This is a genomic window from Marinobacter sp. HL-58, assembly GCF_001314605.1.
Lineage (GTDB): Bacteria > Pseudomonadota > Gammaproteobacteria > Pseudomonadales > Oleiphilaceae > Marinobacter.
The window spans coordinates 114366-133695 of the sequence record NZ_LIHP01000011.1 but is presented as its reverse complement, the minus strand read 5'-3'; the positions used below and the strand labels follow the sequence as shown (position 1 = coordinate 133695).

At 60.8% G+C, this 19330-nt stretch carries 16 protein-coding genes; 8 read left to right on the top strand and 8 right to left on the bottom strand.

What is annotated here, in order from left to right:
- Positions 1 to 17 precede the first annotated feature (17 nt).
- The 6 genes from HLUCCO03_RS09705 to HLUCCO03_RS09680 form a co-directional block, all read right to left on the bottom strand.
- Positions 18 to 1256 carry a heme biosynthesis HemY N-terminal domain-containing protein gene (locus HLUCCO03_RS09705; protein ID WP_027830748.1) on the bottom strand — a complete coding sequence of 413 codons (1239 nt, stop codon included), beginning with the start codon at positions 1254 to 1256 and terminating at the stop codon, positions 18 to 20.
- Positions 1253 to 2383: a uroporphyrinogen-III C-methyltransferase gene (locus tag HLUCCO03_RS09700; RefSeq protein ID WP_027830749.1), complete on the bottom strand. Its 1131-nt coding sequence runs from the start codon at positions 2381 to 2383 to the stop codon at positions 1253 to 1255. Before HLUCCO03_RS09700 ends, HLUCCO03_RS09705 begins: the two co-directional genes overlap by 4 nt.
- Positions 2384 to 2385: 2 nt before the next feature.
- On the bottom strand, positions 2386 to 3198 hold the full coding sequence (locus tag HLUCCO03_RS09695; RefSeq protein WP_027830750.1) for a uroporphyrinogen-III synthase: 813 nt from the start codon (positions 3196 to 3198) through the stop codon (positions 2386 to 2388).
- A complete protein-coding gene (hemC, locus tag HLUCCO03_RS09690; protein WP_027830751.1) occupies positions 3179 to 4120 on the bottom strand; it encodes a hydroxymethylbilane synthase in 942 nt (313 codons plus the stop codon). The genes HLUCCO03_RS09695 and hemC overlap by 20 nt, the downstream gene beginning before the upstream one ends.
- Positions 4121 to 4217: 97 nt before the next feature.
- The gene (locus HLUCCO03_RS09685; RefSeq protein WP_027830752.1) at positions 4218 to 4973 is read right to left on the bottom strand and encodes a LytTR family DNA-binding domain-containing protein; all 756 of its coding nucleotides are present in this window, start codon (positions 4971 to 4973) and stop codon (positions 4218 to 4220) included.
- Positions 4974 to 4979: 6 nt separating this feature from the next.
- Complete coding sequence (locus tag HLUCCO03_RS09680; protein WP_051603760.1) at positions 4980 to 6074, bottom strand: sensor histidine kinase; 1095 nt, start codon at positions 6072 to 6074, stop codon at positions 4980 to 4982.
- A gap of 148 nt (positions 6075 to 6222) precedes the next feature.
- Here HLUCCO03_RS09680 and argH point away from each other — a divergent pair, with 148 nt between their 5' ends.
- The gene (gene argH / locus HLUCCO03_RS09675; protein ID WP_027830754.1) at positions 6223 to 7614 is read left to right on the top strand and encodes an argininosuccinate lyase; all 1392 of its coding nucleotides are present in this window, start codon (positions 6223 to 6225) and stop codon (positions 7612 to 7614) included.
- On the opposite strand, the gene HLUCCO03_RS09670 is transcribed toward argH, so the two are convergent.
- Entirely contained in the window at positions 7611 to 10055 is a 2445-nt protein-coding gene (locus HLUCCO03_RS09670) for an EAL domain-containing protein (protein WP_027830755.1), read from the bottom strand. The two genes, argH and HLUCCO03_RS09670, sit on opposite strands and share 4 nt — an antisense overlap.
- A gap of 146 nt (positions 10056 to 10201) precedes the next feature.
- Here HLUCCO03_RS09670 and HLUCCO03_RS09665 point away from each other — a divergent pair, with 146 nt between their 5' ends.
- The 7 genes from HLUCCO03_RS09665 (at position 10202) to HLUCCO03_RS09635 (ending at position 18966) form a co-directional block, all read left to right on the top strand.
- The gene (locus tag HLUCCO03_RS09665; protein WP_027830756.1) at positions 10202 to 13054 is read left to right on the top strand and encodes a class I adenylate cyclase; all 2853 of its coding nucleotides are present in this window, start codon (positions 10202 to 10204) and stop codon (positions 13052 to 13054) included.
- Between the two features lie 87 nt (positions 13055 to 13141).
- Positions 13142 to 13309: a lipoprotein gene (locus HLUCCO03_RS09660; protein ID WP_081813491.1), complete on the top strand. Its 168-nt coding sequence runs from the start codon at positions 13142 to 13144 to the stop codon at positions 13307 to 13309.
- A gap of 27 nt (positions 13310 to 13336) precedes the next feature.
- A complete protein-coding gene (gene lysA / locus HLUCCO03_RS09655; RefSeq protein WP_027830757.1) occupies positions 13337 to 14587 on the top strand; it encodes a diaminopimelate decarboxylase in 1251 nt (416 codons plus the stop codon).
- 14 nt (positions 14588 to 14601) lie between these two features.
- Positions 14602 to 15567 carry a diaminopimelate epimerase gene (dapF, locus tag HLUCCO03_RS09650; protein ID WP_051603761.1) on the top strand — a complete coding sequence of 322 codons (966 nt, stop codon included), beginning with the start codon at positions 14602 to 14604 and terminating at the stop codon, positions 15565 to 15567.
- A 16-nt stretch (positions 15568 to 15583) separates the two neighbouring features.
- The gene (locus HLUCCO03_RS09645; RefSeq protein ID WP_027830758.1) at positions 15584 to 16330 is read left to right on the top strand and encodes a DUF484 family protein; all 747 of its coding nucleotides are present in this window, start codon (positions 15584 to 15586) and stop codon (positions 16328 to 16330) included.
- Between the two features lie 29 nt (positions 16331 to 16359).
- Positions 16360 to 17280, top strand: coding sequence for a tyrosine recombinase XerC (gene xerC / locus HLUCCO03_RS09640; protein ID WP_027830759.1), 921 nt, complete (start codon positions 16360 to 16362; stop codon positions 17278 to 17280).
- Positions 17281 to 18966: a GGDEF domain-containing protein gene (locus HLUCCO03_RS09635; protein WP_027830760.1), complete on the top strand. Its 1686-nt coding sequence runs from the start codon at positions 17281 to 17283 to the stop codon at positions 18964 to 18966.
- A gap of 1 nt (position 18967) precedes the next feature.
- Here the strand turns inward: HLUCCO03_RS09635 and HLUCCO03_RS09630 are convergent, their stop codons facing one another.
- Positions 18968 to 19201: a DUF2789 domain-containing protein gene (locus HLUCCO03_RS09630; protein ID WP_027830761.1), complete on the bottom strand. Its 234-nt coding sequence runs from the start codon at positions 19199 to 19201 to the stop codon at positions 18968 to 18970.
- Between the last annotated feature and the right edge of the window lie 129 nt (positions 19202 to 19330).

Sequence of the window (19330 nt, the reverse complement as noted above, 5' to 3'; positions counted from 1 at the left end):
AGCCAAATCCTACCCAATCAGGCCTTCGGCATCGGCAAATCCGGCAGGCCACTGTCTTTGACCAGCCCCTGCATCAGCAACTTCACACTATGCTCACCCTCGCCCATATGGGCATTCAGGCGGCTAAGCTCGGCCATGGTCTCGCGGCTGCGGCGTAGTTTCAGGCTGGTTTCGAAGTACTCCCGGGCCTTGCCCCAGAGTTCGTTGCGCAGGCTCAGGCGGCCCAGTGCCAGCAGCAGTTCGGCGTTATTGGGTCGGTCCTTCAGCCATTGCTCGGCAATCAACAGCTGTTCATCCGGTTTCAGGCCTTTTACCCGGCCGTAGAGGTTGATCAGGTCGTCACCCCAGTGGTTACGCAGCACTTTCCGGAGGAGGGTTTCCGCCTGGGCTTCATCGCCCAGATCAGCAAGCAGTCGGGCATATTCGCGAATGGTGTGTTCGTCGCGGCGGAGGAACCCCGGCAGTTCATCCCAGAGCTTTGTCAGTGGCTCCAGGGAGGCGGAAGGCTCACCGGAATGGCGGCGGCATTCCTCGGCGGCACGTTGTAGCAGGTTGTGCCACACCAGCCGCTCCAGATTTCCCAGTTCTTCGCTTTCCATCAGGTTGCGTTTGCGGATCTCCGGCAGCAGGCGGGCGAGCTCGCGCCAGTCTTCCAGGCGCACGTAGGTGTTCTTCAGCAGCTTGAGCACGAATGGATGATGGGGGGCCTGCTTGCGCAGTCGCAGCAGTGTTGCCAGGGCCTGTTCAAGGCGATTGCCAGCCAGCTGCAGCTGAGCCTGGGTAATGCCCACGGCCATGTCAGAGCCGGGCGTACTTTCAAAAGCCTTGCGCAGCAATTCATCGACAGCGTCGTGGTCACCGGATTCGAACGATGCCTGGGCGGCGGCCAGATAGTTGATCAATGGGGTGTCGGCGTGTTCCGCCGAGGAAGTCAGCAATTTGCGCGCGCGGGGCCAGTTGCCCTCGGCCAGTGCCAGAAGCCCCTGGGTGGTACGCCGCCGGGCACGGCGTTCGTTGCTGCGTGCCAGCCAGCCTGCAACCATGCCGGTGCCGTGGCGCAGGCGACGGAACAGATTGATGGCCAGCACGGTGACTATCACCAGCAGCACCAGTAACGCCAGCCCCACCCAGAAATTGGTTTCGATCAGATAGTTGCCAAGGCTGATACGGATATAACCCAGGTCGTACTGCAGCCCCAGTGACAGCCCGGTGCCCAGCAGCAGGGCAATCAGGATGACCAGCAGGATGCGGATCATGAGTCATCTCCCTGTTCAGCGTCGCCGCTGTTCTCCGGGTTGTCTTCATCGCCATTGTCCAGCCGGCCCGCCAGCCGCGCTTTGAGCAGTTCCAGGGAGCGGCTGATGTCGGGCAGTTCCGGGTCCACGTTCTTTTCAGAGAGTTCATCCAGGCTCTGGGACAGGGCGATAATGCGGCTGTTGGTGCTGTCGTACCAGTTGTTGATGGCGTTGCTTGCCTTGGCAAGGGAGCGGGAATAGAGTTCCTGATGGCCACGGAGTACCGCCAGTTCGGCCTCTTCCAGCATCAGCTGAAGATTGAGGCGGGCATAGGCGCTTTGCTCCGGCGACAGCAGCGGCTTGACCGGCTCATCAAGCCTGCGGACCACCACGACCTGCGACAGCGTGTGCTTCGCTTTATCCCAGCCTTCAGCCACCAGACCCTGGAGGGAATCCGGGTTTTCAGCGCTACTGTCGTTTTCATCCGGGACGAAACCGGGAGCGCGGTCATTGGTAAGAGCGCTGTCTGTGAGCTGGTGTACGCTGTCGATAGCCGCTTCCAGCTTCAGGTAGAGGCCGGTGCGGTCAACGTCTGCGATACCCTTGAGCGCGAGGATTTCCTTTGCCAGTTGCTGACGTACCGGATAAACGCCGATATCGTCGGACTCCGCCAGTACCTCGTCGCCGGACTCCAGTGCCGCCAGGGCACCCCGGATATCCTTTTCAATCATCAGGCGCTGATTGGCGACCCGCAGCAGGTACTCGGCTTCCGCCAGCAGCCAGTCGGTGCGGGTACGGTTACCGGCTTCCAGCAGTTCCCGGGCATTGTGGTCGATCTGGCGCTGCTGGGTGGCAATGAGATCACGCTGTTCAGACAGTTTGTCTTCCAGGGCCTGCAGGCGCTGACTCTGCTCGTTGCCGGTCTGGCCATACATCCGGTCGAGCTGGTCGGTATCCTCTTCCAGGCTGGAGATGGACTGCTGCAGGGACTGGTAGTTATTCCACTGCTGCCAGCTCCAGAGCGCCAGGGCTATTGCCAGGGCAAGTGCCAGCAGCGTGATGATCCACAGTGGCCACAGCCGTTGCCGTGTTTTTTGTTGCTTTTCAATCGGGGCGGGCAGTTGTGCTTTTGATTCTGTCACGGGCATCCTTACTTGGTGTTTCCGGAGCCACCGTCCGGGCTGGCAAGTTGTTCGGCAACTGCAGCCACAATTGTGCTATCGGCAAGGCTTCCTGGTATACACGTTCGCCGCAGGCCGGCCAGACGTGCTTGTTGGGCAATCCTCTCGACCGGGACGACCAGCAAAGTCTCTTCAAGATTATGGCCGGTATTTTCACTTAGTGCGATGAGATTGTTCAATGTTTCTCCCGACAGTGTGACGATGACCTCGGGCGAAAAGTCGTTCAGCATCGCTTTCAGTGTGGTTTCATCATAGTCGGGACAGTAACGGCGATAAAGTGGCAGCACTGTGACCCTTGCGCCCCGTTGTTCCAGGGTTTGCGGGATCAGTTCCCTGCCTTCCTGTCCCCGCACGACCAGGACTTTCTCATGGTTCAGGGTGGACAGTTCAGGCAACTGTAGCAAATCCTCACTGCTATGGCCGGATTCCGGCTGCCGTGTGTTCAGGCCATAACCGGCCAGGACGGCAGCGGTTCCCGCTCCGACACCGTACCAGTGGACGCCCGACGGCACCTGTGGCCACCAGGTATCCAGCCACTCCAGCAGCAGGCTGGCGGCATAGGGGCTGACGGCAATCACGTGGGAATATTCATCCAGGTTGAGGATAATCGTGCGGGTGGCAGGGTCCTCAGGCAGAGGCTCCCGTGCGATAAGGGGCAGTACCTGTACAACGGCACCGGCATTGCGGAAACTCCCGGCCAGCCGGTCGGCCTCCGGTTGTGGCCGGCAGATCAGGATCCGCCGGTCCTCAAGCGGCAACGAATCAGGTCGGGGTGTGGCCATAGATTTCAGCCAGCACCTTGTCCGCACCCAGGGCGAGCAGGTCTTCTGCAAGCTCGCGCCCCAGGCGTTCGCCTTCACTGCGATGGGCCCGGCCTTCCACCCGGAATACCTGGGTGCCGTCCACGGCGCCCACCAGGCCCCGAAGCCACAGTGTGTCATCGTCTTCCAGCAGAGCGTAAGCCGCAATGGGCACCTGGCAGCCACCTTGCAGACGACGGTTCAGTGCTCGTTCTGCCCTGACCCGGTCGGAACTGTCACGGTGGTCCAGCGGTTCCAGCATGGCGATCAGCTCGGCGTCGTCCAGCCGGCACTCGATGCCAAGCGCGCCCTGTCCGACGGCGGGCAGGGAAACGCTGTCCGGCAGGCAGTAGCGGATGCGGTCGTGGAAGCCCAGGCGTTTAAGGCCGGAGCTGGCCAGCACGATGGCGTCGTAATCGCCGGCGTCCAGTTTCGCCAGGCGGGTGTTGACGTTGCCCCGCAGGGTGCGGATTTGCAGGTCCGGGCGATAGGCCCGCAACTGGGCTTCACGGCGCAGGCTGGCGGTTCCCACCACGGCACCCTGGGGAAGGGCGTCCACATTCTCGAAGTCATTGCTGACGAAGGCATCGGTGGGGTCCTCCCGCTCGCAGATGGCTACAAGCCCGAGGCCTTCCGGAAACTCCATGGGCACGTCTTTCATGGAGTGCACGGCGAGGTCCGCACTGCCAGCCAGCATGGCTTCTTCCAGTTCCTTGACGAACAGGCCCTTGCCGCCAATCTTGGCCAGTGGCACGTCCAGAATCTTGTCGCCCTGGGTCTTGATCTTGACCAGCTCGACGTCCACGTTGTCGTGGAGCCGTTCCAGCTCGGACTTGATGAATTCTGCCTGCCATAGCGCCAGTGCGCTGCTGCGGGTTGCAATGCGAAGGGTTCGTTTTGACATGGTACTCGTAGCCGGATCTGGAAAATGGTATGCCAAGGGTAACCTTTGTGAAGGCAATTGTGGAGCCAATTGTCCCTCCGCAATGTGGTCTGCGGGGCTACCCCGGGCGGTGTTCCTTCAGCCACTGCCTCACCGAGGCGGTGTGTCTCCGGCTTACCGGCAGGCGACCATGATGGTCGGTAAGATCGATGACGTTGTGGCCATCACTGGTTTTCAGCAGGGCCTGGATGAACCGCACGCCAACCAGGGTATGACGGTGGATCCTGAGCAGGTGCCGGGGATAGTTGTTCTCCAGTTCCTTCAGGGTGAAATCGGTCACTGTCTCGCCGCGAAGATGGTGGATGGTGACGTATTTCTGGTCGGCCTCGCAGTACAGGATGCTCTGCAGATCAATCAGCTCGGTGCCGCGATGGGTACGGATGGCCAGTTGTCCATCCGTACCCGGATCTTTTTCCGCCAGTGCCTGCATCTGCACCCGATTGACCCGGCCCGCGCGTTTCAGTGCTTCGGCAAGGGCTTCGCGGCGCACCGGCTTGAGCAGATAGGCCACTGCATGGACGTCGAACGCCTGTATGGCGTAGTGGTCGTAGGCAGTGCAGAAAATGATGGCCGGTGGCGCTTCCAGGGCGGCAATTCGCTCGGCGGCTTCCATGCCATCCATGCCGGGCATGCGAATGTCCAGCAGCAGGATGTCAGGCGCCTGCCGGGCAATCTCTCCCAGCACCTCCTCGCCGTCGCCGGCCTCACCGCAGATTTCATAGCCTGGCAGGGCTTCTACCAGCCTGCGGATGCGCTCCCGGGCCAGGGGTTCGTCGTCGGCGATCAGTACGCTGCGGCTGTTTGCATCGGCCATGCTTGCCTATTTGCTCCCTGTTGCGGGTTTACCATTGCCACTGGCTTTCTGCCAGGGCAGACGAAGGGTGACGGTATATATATCATTCTGATGGCTGTGTTTCAGCACGGCAGGTTCTCCGAACAGGGCGTGAAGGCGTGACTGTATATTGGCCAGCGCGATGCGGTTGCCGTTATGGCTGCCGTGGTCGGGAGCCGGTCGCGGGTTCTGCACCAGAAGATAGACGTATGGTCCTTTTCTGTAGCCTTCGATCTTCACCGTGCCACCGGTCGGGCGGGGCTGTATACCGTGATAGATGGCATTCTCCACCAGCGGCTGCAGGGTCAGGGGCGGTATGGCCTGCTGGTCCAGGCCGTCCTCAATGTGCCAGTCCAGTGTCAGGCGGTCCTCGAGACGCAGCTTCTCGATAGCCAGGTAACGCCGGCACAGATCCAGCTCGGCAGCCAGCGGGATCAGGCGGTCCCCGGTTCGGAGGCTGGCCCGGAACAGTTCGGAAAGATCCAGTACCGCGTCTTCGGCCCGCTCGGGATTCACCGCAATCAGACTGGCGATGGTGTTCATGCTGTTGAACAGGAAGTGGGGATGAATCCTGGCCTGCAGTGCCGTCAGCCTGGCCTGCATCTCCGATTCCCGCTGTTGCTGCCACTGGAATTGCAGGTAGAAGTAGCGCAGCACCATCAGGGTAATCAGCAGGGCCAGTAACAGTTTCTTGGCCACCGCCTGCCAGGCCCCTACTCCGGGACGTGGGTGCAGCACGCTGTCAGCGAACAGGCTGAAGGCCAGCACATCCAGCAATACGATGGTGACCATTACGGCGGTGGCACGGAGGGTGGTCAGGCCCGAGAGCCATCGTCGCAACAGGCAGATCAGCGCTGCACTGGTCAGGACGGTCCATTGTACGAAAAGCGACAGCAGCCCGAAGTAGTTCCAGTCAATCCAGTGGTTCTCCGCCTGGACAATGGACATCACCAGTACCAGCAGTTCACTGGTCACCACCAGCATGAACACGGCCCTTACCCGGCACAGGTCCGGTACGTAAAAATCGGCGGTGTTCGCTACGGGTACCGGTACCGGCTGTTCCCTGTTCTGTCTTGCTGGCATTGAATCTGTTCCTGGGCCGCTGTTGCTGGATCCTGTTTTCCTGAATCAGAGAAGGGCAACGGACAGCTGCAGAATGCTATAATCCCGCCACGTTCAATTTACCCATTCCCGCAGAATGATGCCGGGCTGTCAGCAGGAAAGATAGACCATGACGGATCAGAACAAGAGCGCCGAGAAACCCTGGGGCGGTCGTTTTACCGAACCCACCGATGCCTTTGTGGAGCGTTTCACCGCTTCCGTTGGCTTTGATCAGCGTCTTTATCACCACGATATAATCGGGTCCATTGCCCATGCCACCATGCTGGCGGAAGTGGGCGTGCTGACCACCGAAGAGCGAGACACCATCATTGAGGGCCTGAATGCGGTCAAGGCCGACATTGAAGCCGGTACCTTCGAGTGGTCGGTGAGCCTGGAAGATGTGCACATGAACATCGAGGCACGGCTGACGGACCGGATCGGCGTCACCGGCAAGAAGCTTCACACCGGCCGCAGCCGCAACGACCAGGTGGCCACGGATATCCGCCTGTATCTGCGTGACGAAATCGATGTGATCGCCGAAGAGCTCAAGCGCCTGCAAACGGGGCTGCTGGATCTGGCCGAGCGCGAGGCCGAGACCATCATGCCCGGGTTTACCCACCTGCAGACTGCCCAGCCGGTTACCTTCGGCCATCATCTTCTGGCCTGGTACGAAATGCTGGTACGGGATGCCGAAAGGCTGCAGGACTGTCGCAAGCGGGTGAACGTAATGCCCCTGGGTGCCGCAGCACTGGCCGGTACCACCTACCCGATTGATCGCAGCATCACTGCGAAACTGCTGGGCTTCGACCGTCCCAGTGAGAACTCGCTGGATTCGGTCAGCGACCGGGACTTTGCCATCGAGTTCTGCAGCTTTGCTGCCCTGTTGATGACTCACCTGTCCCGGTTCAGTGAGGAACTGGTGCTCTGGACCTCCGCCCAGTTTGATTTTATCGACCTGCCGGATCGCTTCTGCACCGGTTCGTCCATCATGCCCCAGAAGAAAAATCCGGATGTGCCGGAGCTTGTGCGTGGCAAGACCGGCCGGGTGAACGGTCATCTGATCAGTCTGCTGACACTGATGAAAAGCCAGCCGCTGGCCTACAACAAGGACAACCAGGAAGACAAGGAGCCGCTGTTCGACACGGTGGACACCGTCAAGGGTTGCCTCAAGGCCTATGCCGACATGATCCCCGCCATTGAGGCCCGGGCCGACAACATGCGGGTGGCCGCCAAGCGGGGCTTCTCCACCGCGACGGATCTGGCGGACTACCTGGTCAAGAAGGGCGTCGCCTTTCGTGATGCCCACGAGATTGTGGGCAAGGCCGTGGCCTTTGGTGTGGCCGAAGGACGGGACCTGTCAGAAATGACCACGGAAGAACTGGCTCGCTTCTCGGACGTGATCGGCGAGGACGTATTCGATGTGCTGACCCTGGAAGGCTCGGTTCAGGCACGGAATCACCTCGGGGGCACGGCACCCGGACAGGTCCGTGCTGCCGTGGCCCGTGCCCGGAAAGCACTCTAGCCGCCGATTTTCCCTGTGGTCAGGGTGACCTCTGCCGGTTTCAGCTCCTCCAGGGGGCGGGGCCGGTAAAGGCGGAAGCCCTGACCATAATGAATGCCCAGTGTGCGCACCTTGCGCAAGGTGTCGTCGTTCTCGATGAAGGTCGCCACCGTGACTTTTCCCGACGCGGATGCAATCTTGTGCAGTGCCTCCACCATCACCTGCTGCACCGGATCGTCGCTCAGGTGTTGCATGATCTTGTGGTCCAGTTTGATGATGTCGACGGGCAGCTTCGCCGCCAGGCCGTAGCTTTCCACCGAGGCCCCGGCCCCGTCCAGTGCCACCCGGCAGCCAATGCGATGCAGGGTGTCGCAGAGTACGGCTACATCATCCGGGTACTGGGTGGCGTGGGCTTCGCGGATTTCCAGGCAGAAACATCCCGGGGCAAAGGACGAGCCGTTCAGCACGGACTCCATGAAGTCGGCAAAGGTGTCATCCAGCACGCTGGCCAGGGACAGGTTGAAGCCACAGTACTTGAGCCTCGGTTCCAGTAGCGGATGTTGCTCCAGCCAGGCCAGGGTCTGAAGGATCACCTGGCGATCAAGGCGTTTGGCCAGATCAAACCGTTCAGCAACCGGCAGGAATGCGTCGGGAGTGAGGGGCGGGCTGTCCGGGGTTTCGCCGGGTATACGGGTAAGAATCTCGATATGGTCGCCCCAGGTGGCGCTGGCAACCGGCCGCAGCGACTGGTATTCAAGCCTGACATGACCACTGTCGAGTGCCCGTTGGAGTTGTTCCAGCACCCCCTGGGTTGTGCCTTCGTCTATCGACAGTGACATGGCCCGGGCGGCATGAATGCGGTTCCGGCCGGAGGTTTTCGCCGTGTGGCACAGGTCCGCCGCCTGTGTGAGCAGTTGCTCCGGGTCCATTGGCATCTCGTTTTCGAGGAACAACAGGCCACCACTGGCCGTTGTCTGCAGCTGTTTACCCTGCCAATCGAAAACAAATCCGCCGATGAGCTCCAGAATACCGTCGGCAATCTTGCGGGCCCGGGCCTCGGGGCAGTTTTCAATCAGCAGCGCGAAGGTATCCCCCGCCAGTCTTGCCAGCGCATCCCGTTGCCGGACCCTGACTCCGAGATTGCCAGCCAGCTCCCGCAGGTAGCGGTCGCAGGTGCCACTGCCAGCAACCTCGTTGAAGTGATCAAAACCGTCCAGGTCAAGATACAGCAGGCTGTCGCCGCCATCGCGCCCGGCTCTCTGTTCCAGGCTGCGCTGCAGGCGGGCCAGGAAGGCCTTGCGATTCATCAGCCCCGTTACCGGGTCATGCCGGATCCGGTATTCACTGCTCGAGGAGTTCTGCAGCCGATCGGAGATATCACGGGCAACGTGAACCGCTCCAATCACTTCACCCGAATCGTCGGTCAGGCGCTGGTAATGAATCTCGTACAGGGGAAGTTCCTGGTGCTGCTGGGCCATGGGCATTTCCACCACGAAGCTGTCCCGCTCGAAGGCCCGGGCCCATAGCCGTCCAATCAGCCGCCGTTCGTTGGGGTAATCCTGCAGCAGGGCGTCCAGGTTGTTGCCGGGTTCCGGCTTCTGGCCGAAGGACCGCTCGAACTGGTGGCTGAAGGCCTGGTTGAAGTGCAGCAGGTTCAGTGAACGATCCACCGCCACTACCAGATCGGCGGTGGCGTTGATGGTGGCCCCCATTAGCTGCTCGGCTCGCCTGCGGGCAAGAAGCTGATGCTGCTCCCGGGTCTGGTCAATCAGGGTGCCTCCCAGGCGTTGAATCCGTTCCCCGGTTTTCAGGGCGCGACCGGTCAGCATCACCTGACGCACCTTTTGCCTGGCGGTCAGCAGCTCCAGGGTCATCGAGAAGGGCTGGCCGTTGCGGATGCAGCGCCGGATAAGTGCGCGGATACGGCCCTGGCTGGCCTGGCAATAGAACAGAGCCTGCTCCGGCGTGATGTCGCTGCCGGGTCGCAACTCCAGCAGACGATACATGCCATCGGTCCAGGTCATTTCATTGCTGTTGATGTCCAGTTCCCACAGGCCCAGGTTTGCCGAGTGTTCCATCAGCCGTATCAGGCGGTGGTCAACGGGAGAGTGGTCACGCTGTCTGATACCGGCGCTGGCGGCCTGATCCGAATCGCGCATGTCCATGCGCAGACTGAGGCCGGCCGTGAAGAAAAAACCCTCTTTGTGGCGGAAGGTAATCAGTATCGATTCGCCATTTTCAATGCGGTGGCGATGGGCGGGGGCAAAGGGGTCGTCCTGGCGGGCGGCAAGAATGCACTGCACGGGGCGACCTTCCAGTTCGCTGGCTTCATAACCCAGAACCGACTCCACATGGTGGTCGGCAAAGACAATGGCGCCTTCATCGTTGATGCGGATCAGGGTACGGCGCTCAGTGCCCGGGGGGGCGTCAGACCGGTTTCGACGGATAAAGAATTCTTTCACGACACAATAACCTCAGCCAGTTTTGCCGCGGGGTGTTACAGGGAGTGTCAAAAAGTAGTCCCGCTTTTATTTTTTTGCCGGTTTTGCCACGATGCGTCCATCATACTGATTATGATATCGGAAAGAACCTCTCCCGCGGAGTCGACGTGACCACCCATACCGCTCCCATTGCCCTGGATTTTGACGAGGGTATAGACCGAAAAACGCTGCGCCGGCTGCGGGACCGGTTCGTGGCTGTCAACCAGCACCGGTGGGAACGTGCCCACTCAGCCCTGACCTACCGGCAACAGTCCGTACTTGAAGTGCTGCCGCTGGTGTTTCATCTTAACCATCCGGCGCTTCCGGGTTACCTCGACAGCGACTGCCCCTACGGGCTGGGGCATTACCGGCCTACGGAAACCACGCTGAATGCGGCCAGGCGGCTGGCGCGGACCTTCTCTCTCAAGGATGAAGGGCGACGAAAGCCGGATCTGGAAGCCCTGTTTCTGATGGGCAGCCCCGGTACATTGGGCCATTCGGTGGCGAGCGACCTGGATATCTGGTTGTGTCACCGCCCGGACCTTTCCGAGCGCGGGGTGCGTTGCCTCGAACGGAAGGCGGGAAATCTTTCCGAGTGGGCATCTTCCCTGGGGGTGGAGCTTCATGTCTTCGTGTTTTCTGCCGCCGACTGGCGGGCCGGTCGGCAGCGCGCTGAAGTCACCGGCGAGAACTGTGGCAGCGCGCAGCATTATCTTCTGCTGGATGAATTCTATCGCACCGGCATTCACCTCGGAGGTTGCTACCCATTGTGGTGGCTGGTTCCGGTGGAAGATGAAGGGCGCTATGACGAGTGCGCCAGGCAGCTGATCGACTGTCGTTTTATCCGGGGTGACGAGTACATTGATTTCGGGCCTGCGTTGACCATACCGCAAGAGGAGTTCCTGGGCGCTGGTGTCTGGCAGTTGTACAAGGGCATTGATGCCCCCTGGAAATCGATTCTCAAACTGCTGCTTATTGAATGTTATGCCCGGAGCGAGGGGCAGCCGCTGTTGTCCCGGGTTTTCAAGGCGGCAATCTATGCCGGGGAAACCAATCCCGACCGGCTTGATCCCTATGTTTTGCTCTACGAGCGGCTGGAGAACTGGCTGCTGGGAGAAGACGCTCCCGAGCGCCTGGCACTGGTGCGACAGAGTCTCTACCTGAAAGCCGGCCTGCCCCTGACCCGGTCTGCCCAGCCGGGCTCCAGCTGGCGAACCGGCCTGTTGCAGTCGCTGGTTGATCACTGGGGCTGGTCGGCTGCGGAACTGGAGAACCTGGATAACCGAACCCGCTGGCGTGCGGAGGACGTTGTGACATTGCGCCGGGCGGTGGTGGCGGAACTGACCCACAGCTACCGGCTGTTGTCGCGTCTCGCCCGGGACCACGGTACCCGAGCGGCTATCAGCAGTAACGATATGAACCTGTTGGGGCGAAAGCTGTATGCCGCCTTCCAGCGCAAGGCCGGCAAGATCGAGCAGATCAATCCCGGGCTGGCGCCTTCCCTGGCGGAGGAAAATCTGGCCTTTCACCATCAGTCGGAGCAGGGCGGAGCGGCAGGATACGAAGGCTGGTTGCTATACCGGGATCTTGAGGATCCCTCGGATGCCTTCTGGCAGCCGGTGATCCGCCGGTCCGGAAATCTCACCGAGCTGATGGTCTGGTGCTACTGCAACGGGTTGTTGAGCCGTTCCACCCGTCTGAATGTGCGTGCCGGCACCAGTACCGCATCCGTGGCGGAGCTACGGGAAATGCTCGATGCGCTGGGCTCCTTTCTGCCCTTTCCTGTGGAACCTGCAGGCCGGGAGGCGCTGTCCAGGGCGGTGCACCCACTGCGGAATCTGCTGTTTGTCAATGTCGGCCTCGACCCACAGGCCCGCCTGACCGAGCGGGGGCTGCACAAGCTCAGCGCCCGGCACGACTCACTGGGCTTCAGTGGCGGCCGGGAAAACCTGGTGAATACTATTGACCAGGTTACCTTCAACAGCTGGCACGAGGTCAGTCTTCAGCACTACGCGGCCGGTGATACCCTGATCCAGTGCCTGAAGAATGTGCTGGCCTCGGTGGCTGGAGCGCCGGAACGGCTGCCTGACATCATGGTGCACAGCCACAACAAGGGCCACGGCGCCACCATAGCGCGGCGGGTTCATGAGCTTTTCACCGATGTCATGCGTCACTTCTTCGCGGGTGGGGCCGGCCCTCATCCTCTGCGCTATGTGATCGAGATGGACCGGCGCTTCTTCGTGCTTCGGTTCAGCGGAACCGAGCCGGGCTTTGTTGCCCTGGACAACAGCGGAGCCCTGATGGAATACCTGGCCAAGCCACAGGAATCCTATGTGCCGGTGGTGTTTGACCGCCATGCCCTGCTGGATGACCTGCCATTGCGGACAGTCTGTCATGCCAGCGAACCCGGCAACATCCAGGTGTTTTACCGGGCCAGTGGTGACAAGGCCCGGGTGTGGGTTGTCGATGAGCTTGGCTCCGTGTTTTCCTGGGAGCAGGGATACGTCAACCGACGCTATCTGTTGGTGCCGTTACTGCGGTTTCTGGAGAACCTGGCGGAGCGTCGCCAGTTGCGGCAACTGGATGCGGTAGCGGATTTCGGTCGCCCCCGGTGTTACGAGGTGTTGCTTCGCGATGGCCAGTGGCGTGCCGAGCGTCGCCCTGATGCCGACAGTAATCTGCCCCTGCCGGGGCTTGATGTGCAGGCGGTCGGCATTCAGGAAGGGGATTCCCGGGTCCGTTTTGACATCTTCTGTGGCGACCAGGAGTTCACGGTGCAGGAGTATGGCAATCAACTGATTCCGGCGGTGGCCCATTACATTCGTTCCCAGCGCCAGAGCCCTGAACGTTATCCGGTGTACCTGACCGACCTTCACCTGCCTCACGACCTCGACCCCCGGGTTTACCAGCAGGACATACAGACGATCCAGTACCTGTACTACCGTGCGGAACTGGAGAATGCCCTGAACCAGCACCTGTAAGCCGGCGAATCAGTGCCCCTGGCGTCTCGCCGGGTGCGGTTCCGGTCAGGTATACTTCGCCCATACAGATGACAGGGGCAGCTTCTCATGAAGCCAGTACAGACAATCCTGTTCCTGCTGGTGATGGCCGGGTTTGTTGCCGGCTGCGGTCAGAAAGGGCCGTTGTATCGGGAGGCACCTTCCGGAAACGATACCGCCACTGAACAGGCCAGCGACACAGAACAGGGCCGGGACGATGATAACGGCGACAGCTAGTGTCCCGCCAACAGACTCAGGATTTCCATGGATCACTTTAATTACCGTAACGGCGAGTTGTACGCCGAAGATGTACCGGTCGCAACCATTGCCGAGCGCTTTGGCACACCGGCCTATGTCTATTCCCGCGCCACCCTGGAGCGTCATTATCATGCGTACGATGATGCCCTGGCCGGCCGTCCCCATCTTGTCTGCTACGCGGTAAAAGCCAATAGCAATATCGCCGTACTGAACGTACTGGCACGGCTTGGAGCAGGCTTCGATATTGTCTCCGCCGGTGAGCTGGAGCGGGTTATCCGTGCCGGCGGTGAGCCCGGCAAGACCGTGTTCTCCGGTGTGGGCAAGCAGCGCTGGGAAATGCGCCGGGCGCTGGAGGCGGGTGTTCGCTGTTTCAATGTGGAATCCGACACCGAGCTGGACCGGCTCAACGAGGTGGCGGGGGAGCTGGGCGTGAAGGCGCCGGTTTCCCTGCGGGTGAATCCCGATGTCGATGCCGGTACCCATCCTTACATCTCTACCGGTCTGAAAGAAAACAAGTTCGGTATCGACATTGCCGAAGCGCCTGCCGTTTACGAGCGCGCCGCGGCCATGCCGAACCTGGATATACAGGGTGTGGACTGCCACATTGGTTCCCAACTGACCTCGGTAACCCCGTTCCTGGATGCCCTGGATCGCGTGCTGGTACTGATTGATTCGCTGGCGGAAAAGGGCATTGTGATCCGCCACCTGGACATGGGCGGCGGCCTGGGTGTCACTTACGACCGGGAACAGCCGCCACAACCGTCGGACTATGTGACGGCACTGGCAGAGCGCCTTGGTGACCGGAAGCTGGAACTGATCATGGAGCCTGGGCGCTCCATTGCCGCCAATGCCGGCATCCTTCTCACCCGGGTGGAATTCCTCAAGTGCACGGAGCACCGGAATTTCGCCATTATTGATGCGGCGATGAATGACCTGATCCGCCCCGCCCTCTACAGCGCCTGGCAGTCGATCATACCGGTCACGCCCCGGAACGATGGAGAGGAGAAGAGCTGGGACCTGGTGGGCCCGGTGTGTGAAACCGGCGATTTTCTGGGCAAGGACCGCAAAATGCGACTCCAGGCAGGGGATCTGCTGGCAGTTCGCTCCGCTGGCGCCTATGGTTTTGTCATGAGCTCCAACTACAACACCCGTAATCGTCCGCCGGAACTGATGGTGGATGGCGACCAGGTGCACGTGGTGCGCCGCAGGGAAACCCTGGACGAGCAGCTTGGTCCTGAAAGCTGTTTGCCGGAATGAGTGGGGATGATGCTATGAGTCAAGCTCGACGCGGGCAGGGCCCCATGCTCAGCTTCACCAAGATGCACGGTCTCGGGAATGATTTCATGGTGGTGGATGCCATCAGTCAGCCGTTCCGGCTGCGCCCCGAGACGATCCGGGAACTGGCAGACCGGCATTTTGGCATCGGTTTCGACCAACTGCTGGTGGTGGAGCCCCCGGGGCTGCCGGACGTGGACTTCCGCTATCGCATCTTCAACAGCGACGGTTCGGAAGTGGAACAGTGTGGCAATGGCGCCCGTTGTTTCGCGCGCTTTGTCCGCGACCAGCGCCTGACCAACAAGAAGGTCATCCGGGTACAGACCGCCAAGGGCGTGATTGAGCTCAGGGTTGGTCGCGGCGGCATGGTCACGGTGGACATGGGGGTGCCGGAGCTGAATCCCCCGGCCATTCCTTTTGCCGCCGACCGGCGGAAGGATGTCTACACCGTGGAAGTGGGCGGTGATACCGTCGAGCTTACCGCCCTGTCCATGGGCAATCCCCACGGGGTGCTGTTGGTGGATGATGTGGATACCGCACCGGTCCTGGAACTTGGCCCCCGGCTGGAAAATCATCCCCGCTTCCCGGCCCGGGCCAACATCGGGTTCCTGCAGATTGTTGACCGTACCCACGCCCGTTTGCGGGTATTCGAGCGCGGATCCGGTGAAACCATGGCCTGTGGCAGTGGTGCCTGTGCCGCCGTTGTTGCAGGGTGCCTGCGGGGCCTGCTTGATCCGCGGGTGGATGTGGAGCTCAAGGGCGGGCATCTGGTGATTGAATGGCAGGGTGAGGGGACCCCTGTTATGATGGATGGCCCCACGGCCAGCGTCTTTGAAGGCCAGCTTCGCCTGCCGGGAGACCCGTCCCCGCGACGTCGGAAGAACACCCGCCAGGCCGATTCCAGGCCGGGGCAGCAGCGGCAGCCGAATCGCCATCGCCAACCAGTTACATCAAAGCCCTGACCATCAGGAGAGCAGCATGACAGACCAAGCGGCCCACAAGAAGGCCGGAGAGCTCACACCGGAAACCGTTGCAGAATACCTGCGCGACAATCCCGACTTCTTCATTGAACAGGACGAACTCCTGCGCAGCCTGACATTGCCCCATGACAGCGGCCGCGCCATATCACTGGTGGAGCGTCAGGTGCACCTGTTCCGGGAACAGCGGGATACGCTTCGCCGTGAGCTGGTTGAACTGGTTTCGATTGCACGCCATAACGACCGTCTGTTTGAAAAGAGCAAGCGGCTGCTCATGCAGGTGATCGAGGCCCGCAACCTGAATGACATGGCGGCTGCCATTGATGACAGTATCCGTGGTGATTTTGGCCTGGATGCGGCGTCCGTCATTCTGTTTACCGATTCCGAACTGCCCGCGGCGGCACAGGGTGCTCTGCACGTGGTTGCGCCGGAGGTCGCCAAAGCGCGCCTCGGTGGCCTGCTTGAGGGCGATCGTGCGGTGTGTGGTCAGTTCCGCGAAAGCGAGCGCAGCTTCCTGTTCCCTGACAGGGAAGAACCCATTGCCTCCGTCGCCCTGGTGCCCTTGCGGCATGACGAACTGGTCGGGGTATTTGCGGTTGGAAGCTGCGAAACCGGCTATTTCGACCAGAGTATGGGGTCACTTTTCCTGACCTACATCAGCGATACCCTGAGCCGGCTGCTGCCGCCGATCCTTCAGCGGCATACGGCTGCAGTACCGGTGACGGATGTGGTGGCGGAGTCTCGCTGAACATGTATCCGGCTGCTGATGAAATGGGCATGGTTGCCGCGCTTTCGGAGCCGCTGGACAGATTTCTGCGTTATCTGTCCTCGGAGAAGCGGCACTCTCCGCGCACCTGCAGCAGTTATCGCGATGACCTCAAACGGTTCCTTGACTGGGTCGGGCAACAGCCGGCCCCGGATTTGCAGGCGATTACCGGCCATGACCTGCGGCGCTACGTTGCCCTGCTGAGCCGCCAGGGCCTCGGGGGGCGCAGTATCGCCCGGCACCTGTCCGCGATCCGCGGCTTTTACGAATTCCTGCTGCGTGAACGGCTGGCCACGGATAATCCGGCCCTGGATATCCGGGCTCCGAAGGCCGGGCGCCGCCTTCCCAGGGTAGCGGACGTTGACCAGCTCAGCCACCTGCTTGATGCCACGCCTGACGACCCACTGGAAATCCGCGACCTGAGCATTTTCGAACTGATGTATTCATCCGGCCTGCGGCTGTCGGAACTGGCCGGGCTGGACCTGCACTCCGTGGATCTTCGCGGTGGCGAGGTGCGGGTACTGGGCAAGGGCAGCAAGGAGCGGATCCTTCCGGTGGGACGAAAGGCCCTTGAAGCCCTTGAAAGCTGGCTCGGAGTGCGGCCGGCCATGGCTCCCGAGGGCGAGAATGCCCTGTTCGTAAGCCGCCGGGGAGACCGGTTAAGCACCCGCAGCATCCAGTCGCGGCTCAGCCGCTGGGGCCTGGCCAAGGGGGCGGATCAACGCCTGTACCCCCATCTTTTACGTCACTCGTTTGCCAGTCACATGCTGGAATCCAGTGGTGATCTGCGGGCGGTGCAGGAATTGCTCGGCCATGCGGACATTGCGACCACACAGGTCTATACCCATCTTGATTTCCAGCATCTGGCAAAGGTCTATGACCATAGCCATCCACGTGCCCGCCGCGGCCGTAACAAAGGCGGGGATAGCTGAATGACGTCGGATTCAAACTGGAAGGAGAAGTACCTGAAGGCGCTTGAATCCTCGGAAGAGCGTGAATCCCTTTGGGGCACCGAGAAGCACCAGCTCCAGCGCATGCTGGTTCGCACAAGCCTGGCTGCCGAGGGGCAGAATCCGGAGCTGGATCGCATGCTGGCGCGATTGCGCAGCGAGTTGCGCCATGAGGCTCCGGATTCAGTGGGCTGGCACAGGCTGCAGGACCAGATTGATCGTCAGCTGTCTGCCCTGGACGAACAGAAAGCGGATTCCGCCCGCCGTATCAGGACGACCCTTGAACAGCTGTTGTCCACGCTCCGCGGCCACGGCCTGTTTGCCGACAGCAAGGGTCGTATTCGCGAACTGGAGAAAAGGCTCCGCAAACCGGAAACCCTGCAACTGCACTTTACGGCGTGGCTAACAGATCTGGCCGGTGTGCTTGAAAACGGGCTGACAGGCACCGGGGAGCCGGCAGGCAAAACCGGCATGTTCGGCAAGTTATTCGGTGCCCGGGAAAGCGATACCTGTCCACCGAAGGCATCTTCTGGCAGCGAGCCGCTTTCTTCGGGCCCGGAAGAAGCAGCGCTGGACCAGGTCGAGGCGGAGGAGTCGACGCAGCGTTTGCGGATTGCCCGGCGGGTTGGTGAACTGCTCGGGCACATGCTGGGACAGGTTTCCCTTGAACCGGTGTCCGAGGCCAGGGCCAGGCGGCTTCAGGAATCGCTTCTTAACAGTAATGACTGGGATGAGCTGCGTGAGGGGCTGAGCGGTGTTGCAGAACTTGTGATTGCCGCGGTTACCCGAAGCCAGAGAGAGTTTGAAGCCTTTCTTCGGCGCCTGGATGAACGGCTGGAGTCGCTGCGACAGTGTTTTTCCGATCAGTCCGCGGCACAGGCGGGTCGTCTGGACGCTTCCCAGGCCCTGGATCGGGAAATCCGGGATGAGCTGCAGAGTTTTGGTGAACAGGTGGAATCCAGTTCTGATTTCGGCCAGTTGAAGGCATCGGTGGGCCAGCACATTGAATCCATCAGTGGTGCTGTTGAGCGCTTCCGCACCCAGGAGTCGGAGCGTGAGAAGAACCTGTCCCGACAGCTGGAACTGATGCATGAAAAACTGGCGGCGGTGGAGGCGCACTCGGAACAGGTCAAGGACGAACTGGCAGAAGAGCGCCGGAAAGCGTTGCGGGATGTGCTGACCCAGTTGCCCAACCGGGAAGCCTGGCAGGAGCGTCTCGCCTTCGAATACCAGCGCTGGCAGCGGTACCGTCATCCACTGACCGTTGGTGTGCTGGATATCGATTATTTCAAGCGGGTCAATGATTCTTACGGCCACAAGGCCGGTGACCGGGTTTTACAGCTGGTGGCCAAGGCCCTGAGTGACAGGCTCAGAACGACGGATTTCATCGCCCGTTTTGGTGGCGAGGAATTCGTTGTCCTGATGCCGGAAACGCCATCGGAAACCGCCAGATCGGTTCTTGACGGCATGAGAGAGCACATTGCGGCACTGCCTTTTCATTTCCGGGGTGAGCCGGTATCCGTGACATTTTCCGCCGGGGTGGCCGAATTTGCAGAAGGTGACGACGAGGACGAGGCGTTTGACCGTGCGGACAGGGCTCTCTACCTGGCCAAGGATGCCGGGCGCGACAGGGTATTTGTCAGCGGGTCGAAACCCGCTGAGGGTTGAATCAGTGGCGCATCAGCGCGTCCAGCTCATCAATGATTTCCGCCCAGTCCGAGTCTTCTTCCAGACCTTCTTCCAGGAAGTGGGACTGGCTCTCGGACCAGAAGGGGGCATCCTGCAGGGCAATTTCCGAAGGAAGGGGTGAGTGTTTCGCAATGAAATCCTCGATGCTCTGCTTGTCAGAGGGTATGCCCAGCTGTTCAAAAAGGGCGCTGAACGTGTGCTTGCTGGTGTCCATTGTGCTGGTTCTCCCGTTTGGTCAATGACTGCGTGTCTGTTCACCGTAAATCGGGTAACCCGCTGAATGCAATCAGAAGAATTTACGGGTATGGTTCCCTGAACTGTAGACAAACCGGTGAGGATATCC

Excerpts from the sequence above, each read along its gene's own strand:
- HLUCCO03_RS09680 (WP_051603760.1), bottom strand. The coding sequence starts at position 6,074 with ATGCCAGCAAGACAGAACAGGGAACAGCCGGTACCGGTACCCGTAGCG.
- HLUCCO03_RS09700 (WP_027830749.1), bottom strand. The coding sequence starts at position 2,383 with ATGCCCGTGACAGAATCAAAAGCACAACTGCCCGCCCCGATTGAAAAG.
- hemC (WP_027830751.1), bottom strand. The coding sequence starts at position 4,120 with ATGTCAAAACGAACCCTTCGCATTGCAACCCGCAGCAGCGCACTGGCG.
- dapF (WP_051603761.1), top strand. The coding sequence starts at position 14,602 with ATGAGTCAAGCTCGACGCGGGCAGGGCCCCATGCTCAGCTTCACCAAG.
- HLUCCO03_RS09705 (WP_027830748.1), bottom strand. The coding sequence starts at position 1,256 with ATGATCCGCATCCTGCTGGTCATCCTGATTGCCCTGCTGCTGGGCACC.
- HLUCCO03_RS09685 (WP_027830752.1), bottom strand. The coding sequence starts at position 4,973 with ATGGCCGATGCAAACAGCCGCAGCGTACTGATCGCCGACGACGAACCC.
- xerC (WP_027830759.1), top strand. The coding sequence starts at position 16,360 with ATGGTTGCCGCGCTTTCGGAGCCGCTGGACAGATTTCTGCGTTATCTG.
- HLUCCO03_RS09660 (WP_081813491.1), top strand. The coding sequence starts at position 13,142 with ATGAAGCCAGTACAGACAATCCTGTTCCTGCTGGTGATGGCCGGGTTT.
- lysA (WP_027830757.1), top strand. The coding sequence starts at position 13,337 with ATGGATCACTTTAATTACCGTAACGGCGAGTTGTACGCCGAAGATGTA.
- argH (WP_027830754.1), top strand. The coding sequence starts at position 6,223 with ATGACGGATCAGAACAAGAGCGCCGAGAAACCCTGGGGCGGTCGTTTT.
- HLUCCO03_RS09635 (WP_027830760.1), top strand. The coding sequence starts at position 17,281 with ATGACGTCGGATTCAAACTGGAAGGAGAAGTACCTGAAGGCGCTTGAA.
- HLUCCO03_RS09645 (WP_027830758.1), top strand. The coding sequence starts at position 15,584 with ATGACAGACCAAGCGGCCCACAAGAAGGCCGGAGAGCTCACACCGGAA.
- HLUCCO03_RS09630 (WP_027830761.1), bottom strand. The coding sequence starts at position 19,201 with ATGGACACCAGCAAGCACACGTTCAGCGCCCTTTTTGAACAGCTGGGC.
- HLUCCO03_RS09695 (WP_027830750.1), bottom strand. The coding sequence starts at position 3,198 with ATGGCCACACCCCGACCTGATTCGTTGCCGCTTGAGGACCGGCGGATC.